The sequence below is a fragment of the Mycobacterium hackensackense genome, from assembly GCF_025822555.1.
GTDB classification, from domain to species: domain Bacteria; phylum Actinomycetota; class Actinomycetes; order Mycobacteriales; family Mycobacteriaceae; genus Mycobacterium; species Mycobacterium fluoranthenivorans.
Genome location: NZ_JACKUC010000031.1, coordinates 568,729 through 591,621 on the forward strand (window position 1 = coordinate 568,729; position 22,893 = coordinate 591,621).

The 22,893-nt window shown below is 69.5% G+C and carries 22 protein-coding genes and 1 tRNA gene; 13 read left to right on the plus strand and 10 right to left on the minus strand.

Going from position 1 to position 22,893, the window contains the following annotated elements; genetic code table 11:
- Positions 1-22 precede the first annotated feature (22 nt).
- Positions 23-478 carry a group I intron-associated PD-(D/E)XK endonuclease gene (locus tag H7J86_RS22765; protein WP_090353227.1) on the minus strand — a complete coding sequence of 152 codons (456 nt, stop codon included), beginning with the start codon at positions 476-478 and terminating at the stop codon, positions 23-25.
- A gap of 97 nt (positions 479-575) precedes the next feature.
- Between H7J86_RS22765 and H7J86_RS22770 the strand changes: the two genes are divergently transcribed.
- The 3 genes from H7J86_RS22770 (at position 576) to H7J86_RS22780 (ending at position 2,883) form a co-directional block, all read left to right on the plus strand.
- Positions 576-651: transfer RNA gene (locus H7J86_RS22770), tRNA-Arg, on the plus strand.
- Between the two features lie 161 nt (positions 652-812).
- Positions 813-1,412 carry a cutinase family protein gene (locus tag H7J86_RS22775; RefSeq protein WP_267293914.1) on the plus strand — a complete coding sequence of 200 codons (600 nt, stop codon included), beginning with the start codon at positions 813-815 and terminating at the stop codon, positions 1,410-1,412.
- Positions 1,413-1,458: 46 nt separating this feature from the next.
- Entirely contained in the window at positions 1,459-2,883 is a 1,425-nt protein-coding gene (locus H7J86_RS22780; protein WP_090353226.1) for an SDR family NAD(P)-dependent oxidoreductase, read from the plus strand.
- Between the two features lie 44 nt (positions 2,884-2,927).
- Here H7J86_RS22780 and H7J86_RS22785 read toward each other — a convergent pair whose 3' ends face one another.
- A complete protein-coding gene (locus H7J86_RS22785) occupies positions 2,928-3,305 on the minus strand; it encodes an STAS domain-containing protein (protein ID WP_187096336.1) in 378 nt (125 codons plus the stop codon).
- Positions 3,306-3,487: 182 nt separating this feature from the next.
- On the opposite strand from H7J86_RS22785, the gene H7J86_RS22790 reads away from it, so the two are divergent.
- Together H7J86_RS22790 and H7J86_RS22795 are read left to right on the plus strand one after the other, a co-directional pair.
- Positions 3,488-5,743: a SpoIIE family protein phosphatase gene (locus H7J86_RS22790; protein WP_267293916.1), complete on the plus strand. Its 2,256-nt coding sequence runs from the start codon at positions 3,488-3,490 to the stop codon at positions 5,741-5,743.
- Between the two features lie 37 nt (positions 5,744-5,780).
- A complete protein-coding gene (locus H7J86_RS22795; protein ID WP_090353934.1) occupies positions 5,781-6,074 on the plus strand; it encodes a putative quinol monooxygenase in 294 nt (97 codons plus the stop codon).
- 1 nt (position 6,075) lies between these two features.
- Here the strand turns inward: H7J86_RS22795 and H7J86_RS22800 are convergent, their stop codons facing one another.
- Complete coding sequence (locus H7J86_RS22800) at positions 6,076-7,086, minus strand: AraC family transcriptional regulator (RefSeq protein ID WP_308204858.1); 1,011 nt, start codon at positions 7,084-7,086, stop codon at positions 6,076-6,078.
- Positions 7,087-7,192: 106 nt separating this feature from the next.
- On the opposite strand from H7J86_RS22800, the gene H7J86_RS22805 reads away from it, so the two are divergent.
- Positions 7,193-8,593 carry a DUF1254 domain-containing protein gene (locus H7J86_RS22805; RefSeq protein WP_267293920.1) on the plus strand — a complete coding sequence of 467 codons (1,401 nt, stop codon included), beginning with the start codon at positions 7,193-7,195 and terminating at the stop codon, positions 8,591-8,593.
- Positions 8,594-8,696: 103 nt separating this feature from the next.
- A complete protein-coding gene (locus H7J86_RS22810; protein WP_267293617.1) occupies positions 8,697-9,893 on the plus strand; it encodes a hypothetical protein in 1,197 nt (398 codons plus the stop codon).
- 6 nt (positions 9,894-9,899) lie between these two features.
- Here H7J86_RS22810 and H7J86_RS22815 read toward each other — a convergent pair whose 3' ends face one another.
- Positions 9,900-10,790, minus strand: a complete 891-nt coding sequence (locus H7J86_RS22815; protein ID WP_267293619.1) for a hypothetical protein — start codon at positions 10,788-10,790, stop codon at positions 9,900-9,902.
- A 184-nt stretch (positions 10,791-10,974) separates the two neighbouring features.
- Between H7J86_RS22815 and H7J86_RS22820 the strand changes: the two genes are divergently transcribed.
- The 5 genes from H7J86_RS22820 to H7J86_RS22840 are packed head-to-tail and all read left to right on the plus strand — an operon-like array spanning position 10,975 to position 16,513.
- Positions 10,975-12,498: an ABC transporter substrate-binding protein gene (locus tag H7J86_RS22820; protein ID WP_267293621.1), complete on the plus strand. Its 1,524-nt coding sequence runs from the start codon at positions 10,975-10,977 to the stop codon at positions 12,496-12,498.
- Positions 12,495-13,445: an ABC transporter permease gene (locus H7J86_RS22825; RefSeq protein WP_267293623.1), complete on the plus strand. Its 951-nt coding sequence runs from the start codon at positions 12,495-12,497 to the stop codon at positions 13,443-13,445. The genes H7J86_RS22820 and H7J86_RS22825 overlap by 4 nt, the downstream gene beginning before the upstream one ends.
- Positions 13,442-14,320 carry an ABC transporter permease gene (locus H7J86_RS22830; protein ID WP_267293625.1) on the plus strand — a complete coding sequence of 293 codons (879 nt, stop codon included), beginning with the start codon at positions 13,442-13,444 and terminating at the stop codon, positions 14,318-14,320. Before H7J86_RS22825 ends, H7J86_RS22830 begins: the two co-directional genes overlap by 4 nt.
- Positions 14,317-15,921, plus strand: coding sequence for a dipeptide ABC transporter ATP-binding protein (locus H7J86_RS22835; protein WP_267293627.1), 1,605 nt, complete (start codon positions 14,317-14,319; stop codon positions 15,919-15,921). Before H7J86_RS22830 ends, H7J86_RS22835 begins: the two co-directional genes overlap by 4 nt.
- Positions 15,914-16,513 (plus strand): class I SAM-dependent methyltransferase, encoded by a 600-nt coding sequence (locus tag H7J86_RS22840; RefSeq protein ID WP_267293629.1) that lies wholly within the window; start codon positions 15,914-15,916, stop codon positions 16,511-16,513. Before H7J86_RS22835 ends, H7J86_RS22840 begins: the two co-directional genes overlap by 8 nt.
- A gap of 7 nt (positions 16,514-16,520) precedes the next feature.
- Here the strand turns inward: H7J86_RS22840 and H7J86_RS22845 are convergent, their stop codons facing one another.
- The 4 genes from H7J86_RS22845 to H7J86_RS22860 all read right to left on the minus strand — a co-directional run bounded on the left by H7J86_RS22845 (position 16,521) and on the right by H7J86_RS22860 (position 19,435).
- Positions 16,521-17,036 carry a hypothetical protein gene (locus H7J86_RS22845; protein WP_267293631.1) on the minus strand — a complete coding sequence of 172 codons (516 nt, stop codon included), beginning with the start codon at positions 17,034-17,036 and terminating at the stop codon, positions 16,521-16,523.
- 23 nt (positions 17,037-17,059) lie between these two features.
- Positions 17,060-17,353, minus strand: coding sequence for a hypothetical protein (locus tag H7J86_RS22850; RefSeq protein WP_267293633.1), 294 nt, complete (start codon positions 17,351-17,353; stop codon positions 17,060-17,062).
- 270 nt (positions 17,354-17,623) lie between these two features.
- Positions 17,624-18,298: a hypothetical protein gene (locus tag H7J86_RS22855; RefSeq protein ID WP_267293635.1), complete on the minus strand. Its 675-nt coding sequence runs from the start codon at positions 18,296-18,298 to the stop codon at positions 17,624-17,626.
- Between the two features lie 156 nt (positions 18,299-18,454).
- On the minus strand, positions 18,455-19,435 hold the full coding sequence (locus tag H7J86_RS22860; RefSeq protein ID WP_267293637.1) for a hypothetical protein: 981 nt from the start codon (positions 19,433-19,435) through the stop codon (positions 18,455-18,457).
- 460 nt (positions 19,436-19,895) lie between these two features.
- Here H7J86_RS22860 and H7J86_RS22865 point away from each other — a divergent pair, with 460 nt between their 5' ends.
- Positions 19,896-20,648: an enoyl-CoA hydratase gene (locus tag H7J86_RS22865; protein WP_090353206.1), complete on the plus strand. Its 753-nt coding sequence runs from the start codon at positions 19,896-19,898 to the stop codon at positions 20,646-20,648.
- Here H7J86_RS22865 and H7J86_RS22870 read toward each other — a convergent pair whose 3' ends face one another.
- Both H7J86_RS22870 and H7J86_RS22875 read right to left on the minus strand, forming a co-directional pair.
- Positions 20,649-21,854, minus strand: a complete 1,206-nt coding sequence (locus tag H7J86_RS22870) for a dihydrolipoamide acetyltransferase family protein (protein WP_267293639.1) — start codon at positions 21,852-21,854, stop codon at positions 20,649-20,651. It lies immediately after the preceding gene.
- Complete coding sequence (locus H7J86_RS22875; protein ID WP_187096350.1) at positions 21,851-22,888, minus strand: alpha-ketoacid dehydrogenase subunit beta; 1,038 nt, start codon at positions 22,886-22,888, stop codon at positions 21,851-21,853. Before H7J86_RS22875 ends, H7J86_RS22870 begins: the two co-directional genes overlap by 4 nt.
- Positions 22,889-22,893: the final 5 nt, after the last annotated feature.

Sequence of the window (22,893 nt, forward strand, 5' to 3'; positions counted from 1 at the left end):
GGCGTCGAAGCTCACACAGACGTCACGCCGAGGCGCGATTCTCATCGAGCAGCGGGATCCGTCTGTCGGGCAGCTCGCGAAATGCCGAGGCCTCGAGGATTCGCTTCTTCTGACCGTTCTTGGCCGGGGTGATCCGGAGGGCGACAGACACACTGTGATCGGACGGCCGGACGTAGTAGCACTCATCGGTCTCCGGGCAGTAGATGCAGATCGCGTCTACGGCGTCTTTGTCCATCGGTGAACGGTGCACACCATGTCGATCGGACCAAGTCGAGGTCAACTTGACTACGACTACGCCCGCCCTCATGGACCTGTACTTCACCTGGACGCGGTGAAAGATCCCTGCCGCGTATGCGACGAGGTCGAACGGCGCATGCTCGGTGGCGGGAAACAGAACGTCGAACCCCTTCCCGACGAGGTCGGCATACGCCTTCGCAACGCCGAGATCGCCCTTGTCTTTGGTGTGATGTCGAGCCATCGACCGCCTATCCGCCGGTTTCCACGGGTCCCCGCATCGCGGGTGCCGGTTGTGAGCGAAGGCGCCGATGACGTGTAAATTACGACTGTCCGTGTATGCCCCCGTGGCGCAATGGATAGCGCATCCGGTTTCTACCCGGTCGGTTGCAGGTTCGAGTCCTGTCGGGGGTACCAATCTCGTTCAATATCCGTGCCTTCACGCGTGACTGCACGGTAGCTCAGGGGTCCGACAAACCCGTTTCGACGCTCGACGCACGCCGATATGCCACGCTGACCAGGTGACCGTCCGTGCATCGCTCGCTCGCCTGGCCGCCGTCGCCGCCCTTCCTGTCGCCATGCTCGCGGGAAGCCCGACCGCTGCTGCGGACGACTGCCCCAATGTCGAGCTCGTCTTCGCGCGCGGCACCGCCGAACCACCCGGGATGGGACGGGTGGGCGATGCGCTGTTCGGTGCCCTGCAGCCCCTGCTGGGCGGCCGCAGCCTGGGTGCGTACGCGGTGAATTACCCTGCCAGCTACAACTTCCTGACCACCGGCGCCGGTGCCGACGACGCCCGCGGGCACATCGCGTGGATGGCCGACCAGTGCCCGAACACCCGGATCGTGCTCGGCGGCTTCTCCCAGGGCGCGTCCGCGGTGTCGATGCTCGCCGGCGTCCAACCCGTCGGTGACCGGATCGGCAGCCTCGGGTCGGCCCCTCCGCTCGATCCCGCCCTGGCCGCCAATGTCGCGGCGGTCGCCGTGTTCGGCAATCCGGGTGCCCGCTTCGGCACCCCGCTGTCCAGCAACGGGTTGTTCGCCGGTCGCGCCATCGACCTGTGCAGCGGCGGGGACCCGATCTGCTCGACCGGGTCGTTCGACCGGGCCGCGCACAACAATTACGAGGCGCCGCCGTACCCGGGCCAAGCTGCCGGTTTCATCGCCGGCCGGGTGTAGCACCGCTGATTTGCCGGGGCTTCGCGCCACCTGGCACCCTTTCACGGTGACCGCGATCGATCCGGAGAAGCTCAGCGCCTGCCTCCAGGTGCTGTCCGAGGTCGAATCGTTGCCGCCCGAGCACCCCGACGCGGTGGCCGTGCGGCGTGCCACCGCCGGCATCTGGAAGTCGGTGCGCAAAGCCCGCCGGCACGCCAAACGTGACGCGGTGGCAGAAGCCGACAAGGCCGTCATCGCCGCGACGGCCACCGGAGCGCCGGGCCGCATCGACGACGAGACCGCCGGCCTGCCGTTGGTGTCGACCGCCTCCGGCGCCACCGCGGGCACCCTGTTGCGGTCCCGGGCCTGCTACATCTGCAAGAAGCACCACACCGTGGTCGATGCCTTCTACCACCAGCTTTGTCCGGAGTGTGCGGCGTTCAGCCATGCCAAGCGCGATGCCCGCACCGATCTCACCGGCCGCACCGCCCTGCTCACCGGCGGGCGCGCCAAGATCGGCATGTACATCGCGTTGCGCCTGCTGCGCGACGGCGCGCACACCACCATCACCACCCGCTTCCCCAACGACGCCGTGCGGCGTTTCGCGGCCATGGAAGACAGCGCCGACTGGTTGCACCGGCTGCGGATCATCGGTATCGACCTGCGTGACCCCGCGCAGGTGGTGGCGCTGGCCGACACGGTGGCCGCACAGGGTCCGCTGGACATCCTGATCAACAACGCCGCCCAGACGGTGCGCCGGGCCCCGGGCTCGTACGCCGCCCTCGTCGAAGCCGAGCGCACCCCGCCGCCCGAGCTGGCGCAGGTCGATGTGGTCAGCTTCGACCGGGTCAGTGACGCGCACCCGGCCGCGCTCGCGGGCAGCCTCGCCGAGCACCAGACCCCGCATGCGCTCGCAGAGCTTGCCTTGACGGCCCGCAGCGCCTCACCGGAGCGGATCGCCGCCGGCACCGCCATCGACGCCGGTGGGCTGCTGCCCGATACGGCCTCGATCAACAGCTGGACCCAGCGGGTGCACGAGGTCGACGCCATGGAGCTGCTTGAGGTGCAGCTGTGCAACCAGACCGCACCGTTCATCCTGGTGAGCCGGCTGCGCCCGGCGATGGCCGCCTCCCCCGCGCGCCGCAAGTACGTCGTCAACGTGTCGGCCATGGAGGGCCAGTTCGGCCGTCGCTACAAGGGGCCGGGCCATCCGCACACCAATATGGCCAAGGCCGCGCTGAACATGCTGACCCGGACCAGCTCCGCGGAGATGCTGGAACAGGACGGCATCCTGATGACCGCCGTGGACACCGGCTGGATCACCGACGAGCGTCCGCATCCGACCAAACTGCGCCTGGCCGAGGAGGGCTTCCACGCCCCGCTGGATCTGGTCGACGGCGCCGCGCGCGTCTACGACCCGATCGTGCGTGGGGAGGCCGGCGAGGATGTGCACGGCTGCTTCTTGAAGGACTACCGGCCCAGCGACTGGTGATTTCGCCGAATTCGCCTACCCGCCAACGAAATAGCGTCGAGAACTCAACTCTTGGCCGGCGCCAGCTCCTGGAGGGCGATATCGAGCGTCGGGCGGATCGTCAGGATGTCCGCCAGTCCCACCAGCTCCAGAGGACGACGCGTCGCGGGTCCGTCGGCGACCACCACCAGCGGCACCTCCGGCGGCAGTTGGGCCTGCGTGTCCACCAGCGTCGACATACCGCAGGAGGCGAAGAAAGTGGTCTCCGTCAGATCGATGATGACCGCGCTGGGCTGTTTGTCCAGCGCCGCGGCGATGAGTTGGTTGAGATCGGGCACGGTGAGCATGTCCACGACACCGGAGCAGGTGATCACCACAGTCGTGTCACGCCACGTGTGAGCGCACATCAGTGTGGATGGGCTGGACTCGAAATGGTCGGGCATCGAAAACCTCGCGAAAGCGTCGATTCGGGGCGCCATGTCTCGCGGGCTGCGGTCTGAACCAGAGAAGCTAGAACGCCGACTCCTACCGAGCCTAACCCACGGAGCCATGTCGGTGTGCTCGCAGACGTACCCGCCTGGCACTCTCGAGGGGGAGCTCGACACCACGACCTGGGGGTTTTGTCATTTCGCGTCCCAACGGCGATGACCACGCAGCGCAGCTGCTACCCGTCGGCACACCGATCGACCTGGACAACTGCGCACGCGAGCCGATCCACATCCCGGGCAGCGTCCAGCCGCGCGGGGTGCTCGCCGTCGTGCGCGAACCGGGTTTCCAGATCCGCCAGATCAGCGCGAATGTCACCGACCTGCTGGGCCGCGCGGTCGACGACGTCCTGGGCCGCCACCTGGCCGCCCTGATCGGCGCCGAACAGGCCGCCCAGATCGAGCAGGCGGCGGCGGTGTTCGGTGATCTGCGCCAGCGCAACCCGCTCGAGTTGGAGATCCAGGTCGCCGGCCGGTCGCGGGCGTTCGACGCCCTGCTGCACCGCGAGCCGGGCGGGGTGCTGCTGGTGGAACTCGAAATCGCTTACGGTGAACGGCCGTTCTCGTTTCCGAACACGTATCAGGCGGTGCGTAATTCGGTCGAGCAGCTCAACCGCGCCGAATCGACGACCGAGCTGTACGACACCACCGCGCGCGCGATTCGCGATCTCCTCGGATTCGACCGCGTCATGGTGTACCGCTACGACCAGGACTACAACGGCGAGGTGGTCGCCGAATGCAAGCGCGATGACCTCAACTCCTTCCTCGGCCTGCACTACCCGGACAGCGACATCCCGGCGCAGGCCCGCGCGATGTACGAGAAGAACTGGCTGCGGCTGATCTCCGACGTCGACTACACGCCCGCCCCGCTGGTACCTGCCATCGATCCGGACAGCGGCACACCGCTGGACCTGACCCATGCCACGCTGCGCAGCGTCTCGCCCATCCACATCGAATACCTACAGAACATGGGTGTGCGCGCGTCCATGTCGATATCGCTGCTGCGCCATGGCCGGTTGTGGGGACTGATCGCCTGCCATCATTACGCCGGCCCGCACCTGCCGCCCTATGGCGCGCGGGCGGCGGCCGAGTTCCTCGGTTCCACCCTCTCGCTTCGGCTCGTCGACCGCTTCGACGACGATCAGCTGCGTGAGCGGTTGGCCGCGCAATCGACACTGGCCGCGCTGACCAACGCCACCCGCAACGACAGCGAGCCGGTGGCGGCCGCGCTGCTGCGGGCACCCAGCCTGCTCGATCTGCTGCCCGCCACCGGTGTCGCCGTGCGCGTCGGCGGCAAGTACCGCGTGCTGGGCAGGGTCCCGCCGGCCGAGGCCGTGACCGCCGTGGCGGACTGGGCGCGCGACGCCGACGGCGAGGTCGTCGCGACGGACTGCTTGTCCGGTGAATTGCCCGCGCTGGATCTGGATCCGACAGTCGCCGCGGGTGCGCTGGCGCTGAACCTGCCCGACGGGCAGTACGTGATCTGGTTCCGGGAGGAGGCGCTGCGCTCGGTGGATTGGGGCGGCGATCCGCACAACAAGGCCATCGCCGTGCAGGAAGGGGACGGGGTTCGGCTCAGCCCGCGCAAATCCTTCGAGCGCTGGCGCGAGGTGGTCGACGGCTGCAGTCAACCGTGGACTCCCATCCACGTCGAGTCCGCGGAATCGTTGCGACGACACCTGGTCGAAGAGCTGTACCGGCGCACCCGAAGTGCGTTACAGGTGGCCGAGGTGCTGCAACGCAGCCTGCTGCCGTCGTCGATTCCGACCATCCCGGACTGGGAGCTGTCCGCCCACTACCAGCCCGCCGCGGGTGGCCGGGTGGGAGGCGATTGGTACGACGCGTTCGTGCTGCCGGACGGCCGGCTCGTCATGCTCGTCGGTGACGTCGCGGGCCATGGCCTGGCCGCCGCCGGCGCCATGGCGCAGTTGCGTAATGCCCTGCGTTCCCAGCTGTTTACCGGCGCCGCCCCCGGAGAAGCATTGAGCAGGCTCAATGACTTCAGCGTGCACCTGATGCCGCGTGCCTTCGCCACCGTGGTCGCCGCCCGGATCGCACTCGATACCGGATATGTCGAGGCGGCATCGGCGGGGCATCTGATGCCGTTCCGCATCGGCGCGGACGTCGCTGCGGCGCCGATCCGGCTGGCCCCACCGATCGGCGTCCGGGGCGCGCGCTACCCGGCCAGCAGCTTCACCGTCGCTCGCGGTGACGGGCTGGTGATGTTCTCCGATGGCTTGGTGGAACGCCGTGGCTCGACCCTCGACGAGGGCCTGGGGCTGCTGGCCGCGACATTGCGGCGCGGCGGGGAGGTGGCGGCGTCCCGGATCTCGGCCGCGTTGGCGCCCAGCGACACCGAGGACGATGTCACCGTCCTCACCCTGCGCCGCCTCTGAGGCATCGACAACGGAGGCCGACGGTATGTTGTGGTTCATGTCGGTCACCGTGATCCTCGAATTGAAGTTCAAGCCCGAGTCTGTGGCGACGGCGCGGGAGGTCTTCGGCCGCGCGCTGAAAGACACCAGGGCATTCCCCGGCAACATCCGCACCGACGTGCTGGTCGACGAGACCGACGAAGGCCATTGGCTGATCTACGAACTGTGGGAGTCCGTCGAGGCCGACGAGGCGTACCGCGCGTTCCGCGCCGGCGAGGGCAAGCTGACCGAGGTGCCGTCACTGGTGGCCGCTCCCCCGGTCAAGACCCGGTACACCACCAGCGACGTCTGAGCTAAATCTCCTCGCGCAGCGTACGTCGGTACGCCAGCGGCGTGGCGCCGAACCACCGTCGGCACGCCCTGGTCAGCACGCCCTGCTCGGCGTAGCCGAGGTGCCGGCTCAGGTGCAGCAGGCTCATCTCGGTGTCGCGCAGATACCGTTCGGCGGTCACCCGGCGAACCCCGTCCACGACGGCGGCGAAGGTGGTTCCCTCGGCGGCGAGACGCCGCTGTAATGCCTTGGGGTGCATACCGAAATGCTGTGCGATGAACTCCACCGTCACCACCCCCGACGGCAGCATCCGGCCGACGATATCGGCCACGGATCGGACCGCGGACACCTCACGCCCGGCCAAGGACTCGTCGAGGTAACCGGTGAGGTAGTGGTGCGCCAACGCGTCGCGGTGCACGGGACGGGCCAGGTCGGCGGGATCGATCCGAAAACCCGATGCGGCGGCCTCGTCGCGCAGTGCACAGCCGTAGTAGCGGCGGTAGTCGGCTTCGCTCGTCAGCCGGCGATGCGGGATGTGGATCTCCGCGGGCGCGTAATCGGCGCCGAGAAAGCGCCGCAGCACGCCGAGGATCAGTCCGAGTGACAACTCGACGGTCTGCGGATGAGCGGGAAGTGGATCGAGACGCAGCGTCCAGTCGACGAACCCGGGCCGGACGTCGATCGCGATACCGGGGCTGTACGCGGCGACGAACTTGTCGAAGATGCGGAAAACCTCCGCGACGGTCGCGGCGGTGCGCGCGGCAACCCCGACCGGCCCGAGCACGTCCATGCTCTGGCGCAGCGCCAACTGCCGCCCGAAATCCGCGGCACCGGTGGCCGATGCGGCCCGTTCGGCGGCGTTGACCGCGCTGCGCAGCGAGACGAACACGTCGGTGCGTCCGCTGTCCTCGGGGCGGATACCGCTGTCCCGCAACAGCGCGTCGCCGTCGCCCCCCAGTTCACCGACGAGTTCCCGGAAGCCCGTCAGCGCGGACGCCATGATCAACTCCATGTCGTCAAAGATCAAAAACATGTCCGCTGAAGTCAAGACGCACGGCGTCGTGTCGGGGCATAGTGGCGCGGTGAACAGGGTTGCGCGCGCATTGGCAGGGCTGACGGGGTTGGCAGTGATCATCGCGATGGTGGTCGCCTGCGGTGGGAAGAACGAATCCCCGGCACCGTCGACGTCGACGAGCGCCACGGCCACCGGCGGCGATCTCGCGGCCGCGGCACAGGACGCCTACACCTACGCCTATCCCCTCGTCACCATGGAGTACACCCGGCGGGTGCTGACGAATACCGTTGAACCCCAAGGCACCGCCGCACCCATGGGACAGTTCGTGCGGATGCGCGAATACCCCAACGCGCAGTTCCGCGCCGTCACCGCACCCAACGCGGACACCCTCTACACGCAGGCGTGGTTCGACGTCGCGAAGGAACCGTGGATCGTCAGCGTGCCCGATATGGGCGACCGGTACTTCCTGCTGCCGATGCTCGACGGGTGGACCGAGGTGTTCGCCTCCCCGGGAAAGCGCACCACCGGCGGAAAGGCCCAGACCTTCGCCATCACCGGTCCGGGTTGGTCCGGGACACTCCCGCCTGGCGTCACCGAATACAAGTCGGCGACGGCGATGGTCTGGCTGCTGGGCCGCATCTTCTGCACCGGGACACCGGAGGACTACGCGGCCGTGCACGCCCTGCAGGACCAGATCACCGCGGTACCGCTGTCGGCCTACGGCAAGCCGTACACCGCCGCACCCGGCGTGGTCGATCCCGCGGTGGACACCAAGATCGCGGTACGCGAGCAGGTCAACGCGCTGTCCGGTGCCGACTACTTCCGCACGTTCGCCGATCTGCTGAAGACCAATCCACCGACCGCCGCCGATGCGCCCACGGTGCAGACCCTGGCCAAACTCGGCATCGTGCCCGGACAGGCTTTCGACGCGACGAAACTGGATCCCGGTGTCGCCTCGGCGATCGCCGACGCGCCGAAAGCGGCCCAGGGCAAGATCATGGCCTGGGCCAAGGACGGGATCGCCGCCGGGGACAACACCTTCCAGAACGGCTGGTTGTTCACCACCAAGACCGGCACGTACGGCACCAATTACCTGCAGCGTGCCTACATCACCGCCATCGGCCTGGGCGCGAACCTGCCGCAGGACGCGGTGTACCCGACCTCGGAGGGACCGAGCCAGCAGGTCAAGTACAACGGGGCCAACAAGTACGTGATGCATTTCGACAAGGGACAGTTGCCCCCGGTGCAGGGGTTCTGGTCGCTGACGATGTACGACGCGGACTATTTCTTCGTGGACAACCCGCTCAACCGGTACACACTGAGCCAGCGGGACAACCTGACCACCAATCCCGACGGATCCGTGGACCTGCTCATCCAGGCCGACCCGCCGAGCGACACGGCGAACTGGCTGCCGGCGCCCAAGGGTGACTTCGTGCTGATGCTGCGCATGTACTGGCCGCAGGAGACCGCACCGTCGATCATCGACGGCACGTGGAAGGTTCCGCCGGTCACCCAGGCACCCTAACCGGAGTAGACATCCCGTCGCATCGCCCGCCCGGACGTTGAACCCGCGGCGCCCGCGCACCGTGTCCCCTACATCACCGTGCGACACACAGGGGGCCACCACCATGCAGCGATCCATCAGCCTGCGCACCGATATCGCCGCCACCGGATTGGCGGCCCTCACCGCGGCGGCGGTGGTGATCGCACCGATCGCCCCGGCCACGGCGCAGGCGTCCCTGCCGGCGGTCGTCCATGACGTACGGCTGGCTGCCTCATCGGTGCCGCCGGGCGGCCTGATCACCAGCTTCCTGCACAACCAGACCGTGTACTGCTCGATCATCTGTCCCCTGCTCGCCCAGACCGGGGTGACGGCCGTCTCCACCGCGTTGCGGGCACCGGAGACTTTTCTGGCCGCCCTGTCCGCGGGCGACGTGTTGAAGGCCATCGGTGCGGCGGCCGCGTCGGTGACCGGGCCGACCGAAGCCGCCGCGCTGAAGGCCATCGACGCGGACGCCGCGATTCCCGCCCAGCGGGCGCTCAACGCTTTCGAGGTCGGCGTCGTCGGGCTGCTCAACGTGCTGCCTGCCGTGCGGGATGGGCTGCCCGGGATCGCGACCGCGCTGCAGAAAGCCCGGCAGGACACCTTCGATGCGCTCAATCTGCCGTTCGTACCGAACCCGACCCCGACGGTGCAGCCACACGGTGTCTTCCAGGTCGCGGTGGTGGGCGGCATCAATGTGGTTGCCGCCGTGATCTTCCCGGCCTTCAACGACGTCCTGGCCGGTATCTTCGAGGTGCCCGACGCGATGGCTCAGGAGCTCGCGAAAACCGGCAATCCGGTGCGGGCACTTGCGGCCGGGATCAGGACCGCCGCCGGCGTGGTGGCCGCGGCGGGCAAGGTCATCACCCAGGCGGTCGTCACGGCGGTCCACGACGTGCGGGACGCTGCCGGCGCGCAGGCGGCCGGCACCAGCCGGGTGACGCCGACCACCGCTACTGCGATCACCACCCACCCGACGACACCGACGACACCGACGACCAAAGCCCCCAAGACCACGGCGGCCCTCACGACCACCGCCGCACTGCACGGAGACAGCGGGCCGGCGGTCACCTCCGTTCCCAAGACCACCACGCACGCGCAGCCGAATCCGGTGCGCGACGCGGCGTCGAATCTGCGGCGCGCCGTGCACAATCTGGTCGAGAAGGTCACCCCCAAGCCGTCCGGCAAGCCCGACAAGACCGCCGGCGAGGGCACCGACAAGACCGCCGACAAGACCACTGACAAGGGCACGACCCACGAGGCCGGCTCACACGGCAAGTGAGGCGCCTCAGGTGGCGACGGGCTCTTCGGCGGTCTCGGATTCGATGACCGTCTGGGCCGGGGCGTTGCGTTGCCACAGCACCGCGCCGACGCACGCGGTCAGCACCCATCCGGTGCCGATCACCCCGCACCAGGTCAGAAGCGCCATGGCGATACCGATCGGGCCGAACTCGTCCCAGCCTTCGAGCAAGCGCGGGAAGAACATCCGCGCCGCGAGCGGCACCACGGTGCCGTCGATGACCACCCCGGCCAGTCCCGCCAGGACGAGGTAGCGGCGCCCGCGCCATCCGTCCCGCACCAGCAATGCGGGCGTGACGGTCCAGAAGATCCACACCGGAACCAGTGAGGCGACGAACCGCAGCGTGCGCAAGCCCATGTGGTGGTGGCCGCCGAACGCGATCCGTTCGCGCACGATGATCATCACCAGATACAGCGCGAACCACAGCACACCGCGTCCCAGCTTGGCCACCCAGTCCAACTGCTCACGGCGCCAAGCCTTTGCGAAGATCCCGGCGATGGTCATCGACATCGGGATACCCCAGACCAGGAACCCCGCGACGCCGAGGAACGTCCAGCTCGACCGCAGTCCCGACGCGCGGCCGAACACGGCGCGGACATGGTCGGTCATCGGTGACACCAGCCCCAGCTGCCGGCTGACCGCGGTGCCCGGGCTCGCGTTGTCGGCGAACCCGGTCAGGTAGCTGAACCCCAGGATCATCAACGGGATCACGGTGGTGAACAACTGCACCGACACCACCGCACCCAAGGTGCCACCGTCGATCTCGGTGAACCGGGCGATGACCGCGGCGACGAGGCGCAGCTGGCGCGTCTCGGCCAGCTTGCGGTAGCGGTCCTCGAGCCGACGGCGCACGGCCAACGGATCGCTGCTCGCACTCATCCCCTGCAGGCTAGCGGTCCGCCCCGCGGCGAGGCCCGGTCCACAGCATCCTCACACCAGGTCCGCAGCTGTCCGGCCTGGCCGAATCGGCCTCAGGTGTAGATACCCGCCGACGCGGGTACAGGCCCATCGATCCCCTGTGCCGACATCCTCGCCGGAGCCGGCCCGTCAGAAAGCGATGGATATGCGACTGCTTGCGGCCGTGCTCGCCGCCGTGGTCGTGTTCGCCTCCACGGCGTGTGCACCGGGCCGGCGCGTCGACCTGGGCCAGGACTCCGGCAACCTCATCGCCGCGATCTCCGATGAACCCGACCAGCTGGACCCCCAGAAGACCAGCGCGTACTTCTCCTTCGAGGTGTTGGAGAACGTCTTCGACACCCTCGTCGAACCCGGCGCCGACCTCGTCATGCGTCCGGCGCTGGCGCAGTCCTGGGAGACGTCGGCGGACCAGCTGGTGTGGACGTTCCATCTGCGCCCCGGAGTCACCTTTCACGACGGCAGTCGGCTGCGGGCGGCCGACGTCGTCTACTCCTATCGCCGCATCATCGACGGCAAACTCGCCAACGCCGACAAGTTCAGTGCCGTCACCGATGTCAGTGCTCCCGATGAGCGCACGGTGCGCATCTCGGTGGCACATCCGACACCGAACCTGCTGACCAATCTCGGCGGGTTCAAAGGGATGGCGATCGTGCAGCAGCGCAATGTCGAGGACGGCCAGATCGCCACCCATCCGATCGGCACCGGGCCGTTCTCCTTCGTCAGCCAGAAGAGCGGCGACTCCATCGTCCTGCGCGCCAACCCGCGGTACTGGGGCGGGGCCCCGCGGATTCCCGGAGTGACGTTCCGATTCATCAGCGAGGCGTCGACCGCCTTGTCCGCACTGCAGGCCGGTGAAATCGACTGGACCGACGCGGTTCCCGCGCAGCGCGTCAGCCAATTGCGCAACGACGACTCGGTTCACCTCGCCGTGGAACCCAGCAACGACTACTGGTATCTGGCGCTGAATACGGCCCGCCCACCCTGGAACGACGTGCGGGTACGCCAGGCCGTCGCGTATGCCCTGGACCGGCCGTCGATCGTGCAGGCCACCAGTTACGGCACAGCACAGGCGAATCAGCTGGCAATACCGCAGGGCAACCCGTGGTTCACGCCCTACAACCGGTACGGCCAAAACCTGGACGAGGCCCGGCAGTTGCTGCAGCAGGCCGGCGCGGCACCGAAGACGATGGACCTGCTGGTCACCAGCGAGTACCCGCAGACCGTCACCGCCGCCCAGGTGATCGCCGCCAACCTCGCACCCCTGGGTATCGGCGTGACGATCCGCACCGTCGACTTCGCCACCTGGCTCGACGAGCAGAACAGCGGGCACTTCGACATGCTGATGATGGGCTGGCTGGGCAATATCGACCCCGACGACTTCTACTACGCACAGCACCACACCGGCGGCACCAGCAATACACAGAAGTTCTCCGACCCACGCGTGGACGCGCTGCTCGATGCGGGCCGGACCGAGACCGATCAGCAAGCGCGCAAGGACGATTACGCCCGAGCCGCCACCCTGATCGCCGATGAGGTGAGCTATATCTACCTGTACAACCCCGCCGTCCTGCAGGCGTGGTCGCCGAACCTCACCGGCTATGAGGCCCGCCGCGACAAGGCGATCCGATTCCGCAGCGCCGTCCTGCACGCCGGTGGTGACCGCCCGTGACGATCCTCAAATTCCTGGCCCGCCGGCTGGCCTATTCGCTGGTGGTGCTGGTCGGCGTCGTCATCGTGGTGTTCGCGCTGGTGCATCTGGTTCCCGGCGATCCGGTGCGCATCGCACTCGGAACCCGTTACACCCCAGCGGCTTACGACGCCCTGCGGCAGGCCAGCGGACTGGACCAGCCGTTGGTCGGCCAATTCTTCGGCTATCTGGGGCACGCCGCCACCGGCGATCTGGGCGTGAGCTTCCGCAACGGCGACCCGGTGACCCTGGTGCTGCTGGAACGGTTACCGGCCACGGTGTCACTCGCTGCCGTCGGCATCGTCCTGGCCCTGGTGATCGCGCTGCCCGCCGGCATCTACGCGGCCCTGCGGGAAGGCAGGCTCAGTGACGTGATCGTCCGCGTGACAAGTCAATTCGGGGTGTCGGTGCCGGATTTCTGGCTGGGCATCCTGCTGATCTCGCTGTTCTCCACGGTGCTGGGCTGGCTGCCCACCTCGGGCTACCGGCCGCTGTTCGACGATCCCGGCGGCTGGCTGCGGCATGTGATCCTGCCGGGGTTGACCGTCGGCCTGGTGGCCGCGGCGATCATGACCCGCTACGTCCGCTCGGCCGTACTGGAGGTGACCGCCATGGGCTATGTCCGCACGGCCCGCTCGAAAGGCCTTGCGCCACGGGTGGTGACGATGCGTCATACCGTGCGCAACGCACTGGTCCCGATCCTCACCATTACCGGTATCCAGTTGGCGACCGTCCTCGGCGGGGTCATCGTCGTGGAGGTGGTGTTCGCCTGGCCGGGACTGGGCCGGTTGGTGTACAACTCGGTGGCCGCGCGGGACTATCCGGTGATCCAGGGCGCGGTGCTGCTGATCGCGGTGCTGTTCCTGGCGGTCAACCTGCTCGTCGACCTGCTATACGCCGTCGCCGATCCGAGAATCCGGCTGTCATGACCGACCCGATGCTCGACGATCGCGTCAAGACGTGGCGGCTGCTGGCCGGCAATCCCGTCACCGTGATCAGCGCGGGAATCATGCTCGCCGTCCTCGTGATCGCGCTGACCGCATCCTGGATCGCCCCGTACGGGGTCAACGATGTGGACGTCCCGGTGGCACTGCGCCCACCCAGCGGCGCGCACTGGTTCGGCACCGACGAATTGGGGCGCGACGTGTTGTCCCGGGTGCTGGTCGCGGTGCAGGCCTCCATGAAAGTGGCCGTGATCAGCGTGGCATTCGCGGCGATCGTCGGTGTCGCTGTCGGGGTGCTCGCCGGGTATCGCGGTGGCTGGCTGGACACCGTGGTCATGCGTGTCGTCGATGTGATGTTCGCGTTCCCGGTGCTGTTGCTCGCCCTGGCGATCGTCGCCGTCCTCGGGCCGGGGCTCACCACAACGATATTGGCGATCGGCGTCGTCTACACGCCGATCTTCGCCCGGGTGACCCGGGCCAGCACCCTCGCCGTGCGGGTCGAGCCGTACGTGGCGGTCTCGCGCACCATGGGCACCGGTTCGGGCTTCATCCTGGCGCGGCACATCCTGCCCAACATCACCGGTCCGCTGATCGTCCAGACATCGCTGTCCCTGGCGTTCGCCATCCTGTCCGAGGCGGCGCTGTCGTTCCTGGGCCTGGGTCTACAGCCACCGCAGCCGTCCCTGGGCCGGATGATCTTCGACTCCCAGGGCTTCGTCACGCTGGCGTGGTGGATGGCGGTGTTCCCCGGTGCCGCCATCTTCGTCATCGTGCTGGCCTTCAACCTGCTCGGCGACGGCTTGCGCGATGTGCTGGATCCCAAGCAGCGCACCATGATCGAGGCCCGGAGACGCTCATGACCGCACCGGTGTTGTCCGTGCGCGATCTGGCCGTGCGCATCGGCCGCAAGGAGATCGTCCGCCGGGTGTCGATGACCGTCGAGCGGGAACAGACCCTCGGTATCGTCGGTGAATCCGGATCGGGTAAGTCGATGACGGTGCTGGCCGCCACGGGCCTGCTCGACGCACCCGGCGCGACCGTCTCCGGGTCCAGTGTCCTTGCCGGAGAACGTGAACTCGTCGGCGCCTCGGCACGGGCCCTGCGGCAGGTGCACGGCGCTCGGATCGGCTTCGTCTTCCAGGATCCCGGGACATCCCTGAACCCCCTGCTGACGGTCGAACGGCAGATCACCGAATCGCTGCAGACACACCGACATCAGACGCGCAGGCAGGCCCGTGTCCGGGCGCTGGAACTGCTGGAGGCGGTGGGCCTGCCCGAACCACAGAACCGGCTGCACAGCTACCCGCACCAGCTCTCCGGCGGGCAGCGGCAACGGGTGATGATCGCCATCGCGCTGGCCTGCGATCCGGAACTGCTGATCGCCGACGAACCGACCACCGCCCTGGACGTCACGACGCAGGCACAGATCATCACACTCGTCCGGGATCTGCAGCGCGACTTCGGTACCGCCGTGGTGTGGATCAGCCACGATCTCGGCGTCATCGGCGAGGTGGCCGACACCGTCACCGTGCTGCGCGGCGGCACGGTGGTCGAGCAAGCGCCCGTCGATGAGGTCTTCACCGAACCTCGCGCAGCCTATACCCGCGAATTGCTCAGTGCCCGTCCGGTATTGGGCGGCGACGGCCCACCAGCCGCGGCGGCCGATTCGGGCACTCTCTTGGACGTCGACGGTCTCGACGTCCGGTTCCGGGTGACCACTCCGACCGGCCGGTCGGTGGTCCACGCGGTCAAGGATCTGTCGTTCCGGATCCGCCGAGGCCACACCCTGGGCCTGGTGGGCGAATCCGGGTCGGGAAAGTCCACCGTCGCCGCCGCGCTCACCGGGCTGGTGAGCCCCGACGCGGGTCGTGCGCTGCTGGACAATACCGATGTGTTCCAGGTGCGGGGCTCCCAGCAGAAGTCGGTCCGGCGCCGTATCAGTGTCGTGATGCAGGATCCGTTCGCCTCGCTGAACCCGCGCATGCCGGTGGAGGGTTCGATCGCCGAACCGCTTGTCGTGCACCGGCTGGTCACCGACCGCAGGAAACGCCAGGCCAGGGTCGGTGAGTTGCTCGGTGCCGTCGGCCTGGCGGCGTCGTTCGCCTCCCGCTACCCGCACGAGCTCTCCGGCGGACAACGGCAGCGGGTGAACATCGCCCGGGCGCTGGCCGTGCAGCCCGAATTGCTGATCCTCGACGAGGCCACCGCATCGCTGGACGTGTCGGTACAGGCCAAGGTGCTCGACCTGCTGCTCGAACTCCAGCGGGACCTGGGCCTGACCTACCTGTTCATCGGGCACGACCTGGCGGTCATCGAGCGGCTGAGCCATGATGTGCTCGTGTTGCGAAGCGGCGAGGCGGTCGAATACCGGCCCGCTGCAGATCTTTTCGCCGCACCCGAACATGAATACACCCGCGCGCTGCTGGCCGCCGTTCCACCGGATCGGTTGGCTCGTGCCTGATCACACCTACTGGAATCACAACTCCGCGTACCACAAGTGGCTGGTCCGGATCGCCGCCGAACACGCCGGGGGTGTGCTCGACGTCGGCTGCGGCGAGGGCCTGCTGGCCCAGCGGCTGGCGCCCGTGGCTCGTAGCGTGACCGCCATCGACCCCGACCCGGCCGCGATCGAGCGTGCCCGGGCTCGCCTTGACTCGGTGCCGAACGTGACCGTGTCCGAAACCTCGTTCGAGGCCTTCGACCCCGGCCCGCAACGGTTCGGTGTCATCACCTTCGTGGCCACCTTGCACCACATGGACCTGCGCGCGTCGCTGACCAAGGCCCGCGACCTGCTGGCACCACACGGCACCCTCGCCGTCGTCGGGCTGGCCCCCAACCACACTCTCGGTGACTGGATCGCTGCCGGGCTGCGGTTGCCATTGGTCCGGGCGGCCGGCGTACTGCACCGCGAGACCCGTGACATCGGCGTGGCGGTCGCCGAACCTCGCGAGACACTGAGCGAGATCCGGCGTACCGCCGCGCAGATCCTGCCGGGCGTATCCATCCGCCGCGGCCTGTACTACCGCTATCTGCTGCGCTGGTCCAACGTCTGAGCCGAGCTCACCAGCGATCGTGCCGGATGATCCCGGCCGCGTCGGGCATGAGGCTCATCCCGGTGTTGCCCGTGGTGCCCGGCATCGATGCCGACCAGCCGACACCCTCACAGACCAGATCGGTCGGCATGGAGACCTGGGTGGGCACGGGCACCCCGAGACCGCTGAGGTGCGGCATCGTGAGCTGCGGTGTCGGCAGTATCCCGGTCAGGCCGCCGGTCCCGGTCGGCGCAGCCAACGACGGCTGCGGGACCAGATCGGCCATCAGGCCCGCGGCACCGGCCATCGGCGCCATCAGCAGACCGGGGATCGCCCCCGCAATCGCACCGGGCACCGCGCCGGCCACCGCACCGGGCACCGCGCCCGCGATGGCGCCGGGCACCGCGCCCGCGATCATGGCGCCCGGTAAGGCCGCCAGTGCACCGGCTGCGGGAGCCCCGCCCACCGCAGCACCGCCGCCACCGGCGTTGACGGCGGGAGCCGTCACCGTCTGCGCGATACCCAACGCACCCGTGCTGGCCATCAGCGGTCCCACCGCACCGGTGGTCAGACCACCCGATGCCGTCGCACCACCACCGCCCGCACCAGCAGCTCCTGCGGCTCCGCCGCCACCAGCGCCGGCGCCACCTCCGCCACCACCGGCCGCAGCTCCGCCACCACCAGCTCCACCCGCACCACCGGCCCCGGCACCACCAGCGCCTGCGCCGCCCGCGCCGCCACCACCGGCACCACCGGCCGCACCGCCGCCACCGCCACCTGCACCGGCACCGCCGCCCGCACCGGCACCGCCCGCAGCTCCGCCGCCTCCGGCACCACCACCTGCAGCTCCGCCGCCCCCACCGGCTCCCTCGCCACCGATCACGGCCGCGGCAGGCACCGCCGCGTCACCGCCACCGACGGCAGCTGCGGGGGCGCCCCCGACGCCCGCAGCCGGCACCAACGCAGCGGCATCCGGCACCGGGGCCGCTGCTCCGCCCGGCGGCACCACCGCAGCCGCCGGTTCGACGACACCCGCCGGGGGGCCACCGATCGCGGGCGCTCCGGCTCCGGCGCCGGGCGCACCGACCGCGGCCTCGGGCACCGCCGCAGAGTTGAGTCCTGTCGTCGCCATCAGCGGGCCGAAGGAACCGGAGTCCAGCAGCACGGGGGCACCTGCATCCGCCGGAGCGGCAGCCCCGGCCGGCATCTCACCCGTGATCGGTGCACCGGCACCGGCCGGCACACCTGCCGCGGTCGCCACCGGGGCGCCACCTGCGGCTCCGCCGCCCGCTCCTTCACCACCGCCACCGGCACCACCACCGCCGCCGGCACCACCGGCACCACCACCGCCGCCGGCACCAGCTCCACCGCCGCCGCCCGCACCTCCTGCGCCGCCGGCTCCACCGGCCCCGGCACCTCCACCAGCTCCGGCACCTTCTCCACCAGCTCCTGCGCCACCGGCACCACCACCGGCTCCGCCGGCACCGCCGGCGGCAGCACCTTCTCCACCAGCTCCAGCGCCGGCACCACCCGCTCCGCCACCGGCCGCGCCACCGCCACCAGTGCCACCGCCACCGCCGACCGCGGCACCCTCACCGCCGACGACACCGGCCGCCGGAACCATGGCCGCAGCCTCCACCGGGGCCCCGACCGCAGCCGACTCGCCGCCCACCGCAACCGCCGGAACCCCGGCACCCGCAGCACCAGCCGCCGCGGCCGCCAGGGGTGCCGCCGCGATCGCCGCACCCGTACCCGCGCCCGCAGCGCCACCGGCCGCCGCGCCGCCGGCAGCACCGACCGCGCCACCCGTCACGCCTCCCGCAATGGCTCCGGGCACCGCCGCAGCGACCGCTGCCGGGACGGCCGCAGCCGCAGCACCGGGTGCGCCGCCGCCGACCGCAACACCCGGCGCCGACACCTCGACCGGGGGCGCCGACACCTCCACCGGGGGCACGGCGACCTCTACGGGTGGGGCCGCCACCGCGACCTCTGCCGGAACCGAGACGGCACCACCGGTGCCACCGCCTGCTGCACCGCCACCCGCGACACCGCCGCCGCCACCACCGCCGCCACCTTCGACGACAGCGGCCGCGGGCACTGCGGCGCCCTCAACAGCGCCGCCACCGGCCGCGCCACCTCCGGCGCCACCGCCCGCACCAGCACCGCCCGCACCGGCGCCACCAGCACCACCGGCACCGCCCGCAGCTCCGCCGCCGCCCGCACCGCCACCGGCGGCTCCGCCACCGCCCGCGCCTTCGCCTCCACCGACCGCCGCCACGGGCGCAGCCGCACCGACGCCACCTGCTCCGGCTCCTTCACCGCCGATGACTGCCGCTGCCGGGGCCACTGCTTCACCGCCCACCGCCGCCGGAACCATCGCTTCGGCGACGGGCGCGCCGGCCGCACCGGCGGCAGGCGCCACCGCCGCGGCATCGGCGATCGGCGCACCGGCAGGACCGGCCGCACCGGCCGCGTCCGCGATAGGTGCACCGGCGGTGGCGGCAGCTTGCAGTACCTCACCGTTGAGGGCACCGGCAGCACCGCCGCCCACACCTTCGGCGCCGCCAAAGGGGGCCGCGCCCGCCGCCGGCGCGACCGCACCCGCGGGCACGCCGCCCGCATCGGCGATCGGCGCTGCCAGCGGAGCGCCACCAGCGGGCACACCCGCAGCCGGAACGATCGGGGCACCGGCGGGGAGGGGAAGTCCTTCGGCCAACGGGGCTCCGGCGGCGACGGGAGCGCCACCGGCAGCGGGGACACCGCCGGCAAGACCGACCGGCGCGCCCGCACCACCGGCACCACCGACCGGGGCACCGCCACCAGCGGCACCGGCCACCGGGGCACCGCCACCAGCCGCACCGGCCACCGGGGCACCGCCGCCCGCTGCGCCAGCGGCAGGAGCGCCACCACCGCCGGCGGCGGCGACCGGCACAGTTCCGGCAACGCCGTTGGCAGCTCCAGCAGGTGGGATCACCACAGGCGGGGTTCCGGCCCCGGTGAACGGGGCCGCCAAACCAGTCATCGCCTGACCAGCGTCAGGAGGGGTGGCCGCGGCTTGCTGCACCATGCCGACGCATGGCACACCCGGACTTGTCTTCACCATCGGCTGCGCGTCCGCGGTCGCGCTGAGCGCGAGCGAGGGCGAGCACAACGCGACCGTCGCAACAATGCTGACGGTCAACCGATTCGACTTACTACGCATGTTCTCCCCAAGTCCGTATTTGACGCCGGAGTCAAGGTTGAAGGTAAGTCCCACCTGTGTAATTTCCATGTTCGACAGATTCGACGGTTACCGATCCGATACGAAGGCGAGCTGACGCTGTGACAGTGCTGCGAACGCCCTCCTACGCCGGCGCGAAAGGCCGCTGACGGCGCCCGGTCGACACGGTCGTAGCCTGAGCCCATGTCCGATCTCGTGCTTGTCGACATTGCCGATCGCGTCGCCACCATCACCGTCAACGACCCCGACCGGCGCAACGCGGTGACCGCCGACATCTCACGTGCCCTGCGCGCCGCCGTGTCGGCGGCCGAAGCCGATGCGGGTGTGCATGCCGTCATCGTGACCGGCGCAGGCAAGGCGTTCTGTGCAGGTGCGGACCTGACCGCCCTCGGAGCAGCCGCCGAAGACGGCCTGCGGGTGATCTACGACGGGTTCCTCGCCGTCGCCAACTGCACACTCCCCACGATCGCCGCGGTCAACGGCGCGGCGGTCGGCGCCGGCCTCAACCTGGCGCTGGCCGCGGATGTGCGCATCGCCGGTCCCGCGGCACTGTTCGACCCACGCTTCCAGAAGCTGGGCATCCACCCGGGCGGCGGCGCCACCTGGATGCTGCAGCGCGGTGTCGGCCCCCAGGTGGCCCGTGCTGCACTGCTTTTCGGCAAGCGTTTCGATGCCCAGGAGGCGGTGCGCTACGGTCTGGCGCTCGAACTGGCCGACGATCCGGTGGCCGCCGCCCGCGAGCTGGCCGCCGGCCCGGCCGGTGCACCGCGCGAGGTGGTACTCGCCACCAAGAAGTCCATGCGGGCCACCGCCAACCCGGGGTTCCTCGATACCGACCAGCACGCGCTGGCGGTGGATATCGAGATCACGCCGCAGGCGCGCTCGATCGAGTCACCGGAATTTCAGAGCCGGCTGGCCGCCGCCAAGAACAGGTGACTACAGGTCGGCCAGCGCCAGTTCCGGCGTCTCGACTAACTGCATGAGCTCGCGGAGGAACTCCGCCACCTGCGCCCCGTCGGCGATTCGGTGGTCGAACGCCACGGTCAGCGACATCGTCGGGCGCGCCACCACAGCGCCGTCGACCACCACCGCCCGCGGCTTCAGCGAACCCATCCCCAGGATGGCCGCCTCCGGATAGTTGATCACCGGCACGCCTTCGTCCAAGCCCAGCGCACCGAAGTTCGACACCGTGAACGTCGATCCCGTCAGCTCAGCCGGGCGTAGGCTCCGGCCGCGGGCTCCTTCGATCAGCCGCGTCACCTCGGCGGCCAGTGACCGCGTGGTTCGGGTCTGCGCGTCGGTGACGACGGGCACCAGCAGGCCGCGCGTCGTCGCCACCCCGACACCGAGATGGACGGACGGATGCCGATGCAGGCGAGGACCGTCCGCGGTGTCCACCCACGTCGAGTTCATCAGCGGGTGATTCCGCAACGCCACCGTCAGCAGACGCAGCGTCAGTACGAACGGGGTGACCTGCAATCGCTCGGCCACCCGCAGCAGTGCCGTCCCGTCGACCACGACGGTGGCATGCGCATCGGGAATCTTGGTGCGCGACAAGGTCATCCGCTTGGCCATCTCGACCTGCACACCGTTGGGCGCCACGATCTCGGGGTGCGTCGTCACCGCCAGCACGTCTTGGCGGGTGACGACTCCGTTGCGGCCCGTCGGCGCGACAGAACTCAGGTCGACGCCCGACTCGCGGGCCAGTTTCCGGGTGGACGGTTTGGCCCGGGCCCGCCGGGACCTGTCCAGTTGGTCGTCTGCGCCCGAACCCACCAGCACCGCGCCCGACGACTCCCCGTCGTTTCGTTCGCCCTCCGATGGTGGTGGCGATACCCCGTCGCTTCGCTCGCCCCGCGCTGATCCCCCGTCGCTTCGCTCGCCTGAAGAAACCGGCCCGTCGAACCGCACCAGCAACGCACCGACATCGAGCGTGTCACCGACGTCGCCGCCCAGTTCGGTCACCCGCCCCGCGTAGGGACTGGGGATCTCCACCTCGGCCTTGGCGGTCTCCAGCGTGCACAACACCTGGTTCAACTCGACCACATCGTCGACCGACACGGACCACCCGGTGATCGTGGCGTCCTCCAGGCCCTCGCCGAGATCGGGTACCCGGAACTCGAGAACCTGCGCATTCGTCACTGTGCCATCGCCCTCTCGATGCAGTCGAGCAACCGGTCCACGCCCGGCAGCCACAACTTCTCCAGCCGGGCCGGTGGGTAGGGGGTGTCGAATCCGGTGGCCCGCAACACCGGTGCCTCCAAGTCGTAGAACAATTCCTCGGACAACCGGGCGGCCAGCTCGGCCCCGAAGCCCAGGGTGCGGGGACCCTCGTGCATCACCACGCAGCGCCCGGTCCTGCGTACCGATTCGGCGATGGTGTCGAAATCAAGGGGATTCAGCGTGCGCAGGTCGACCACCTCCACGCTGCAGCCCTGGTCGGCAGCGATCTCGGCGGCATTGCACGCGACGTCCACCAACCCGCCGTAGGTGACCACCGTGATGTCCTCGCCAGGTCGGCGGATGGCCGCCCGTCCGAACGGCAGGGGCGGCACCTCCGTATCCACCGAGCCGCGCGTCCAGTACCGGCGCTTGGGCTCCAGATAGATCACCGGGTCCCGGGAGCTGATCGATTGGCGCAGCAGCCAATACGCATCCGACGGTGTGGACGGCACCGCCACCTTCAGGCCGGCGGTGTGCAGCCACCAACTCTCGGTGGACTCCGAATGATGTTCCACCGCACCGATTCCCCCGAACGACGGGATGCGCAGGGTGACGGCCATCTGCACGTCACCGTGGGTACGCATTCGGTACTTGGCCAGCTGGCTGACGATCTGGTCGAAGGCGGGCGCCGAGAATCCGTCGAACTGGAGTTCCGGCACCGGCACGAACCCGCGTAGCGCCATCCCGATCGAGATGCCGATGATCGCGGATTCGGCCAGCGGAGTATCGAAACACCGTTGCTGACCGAAGGTTTCGGCCAGTCCTTCGGTGACCCGGAACACCCCGCCCAAGCGCGCGACATCTTCACCGAAGACGAGCACCCGGTCATCGGCGGCCATCGCGTCATGCAGCCCGAGATTGATCGCCTGCGCCATGGACAGGGTCAACAGGGACGGCCGAGGTTCGGGGGCGTCGTCACCGTGCGTCGGCGGTCGCTCGATGATCTGTGTCATTTCGC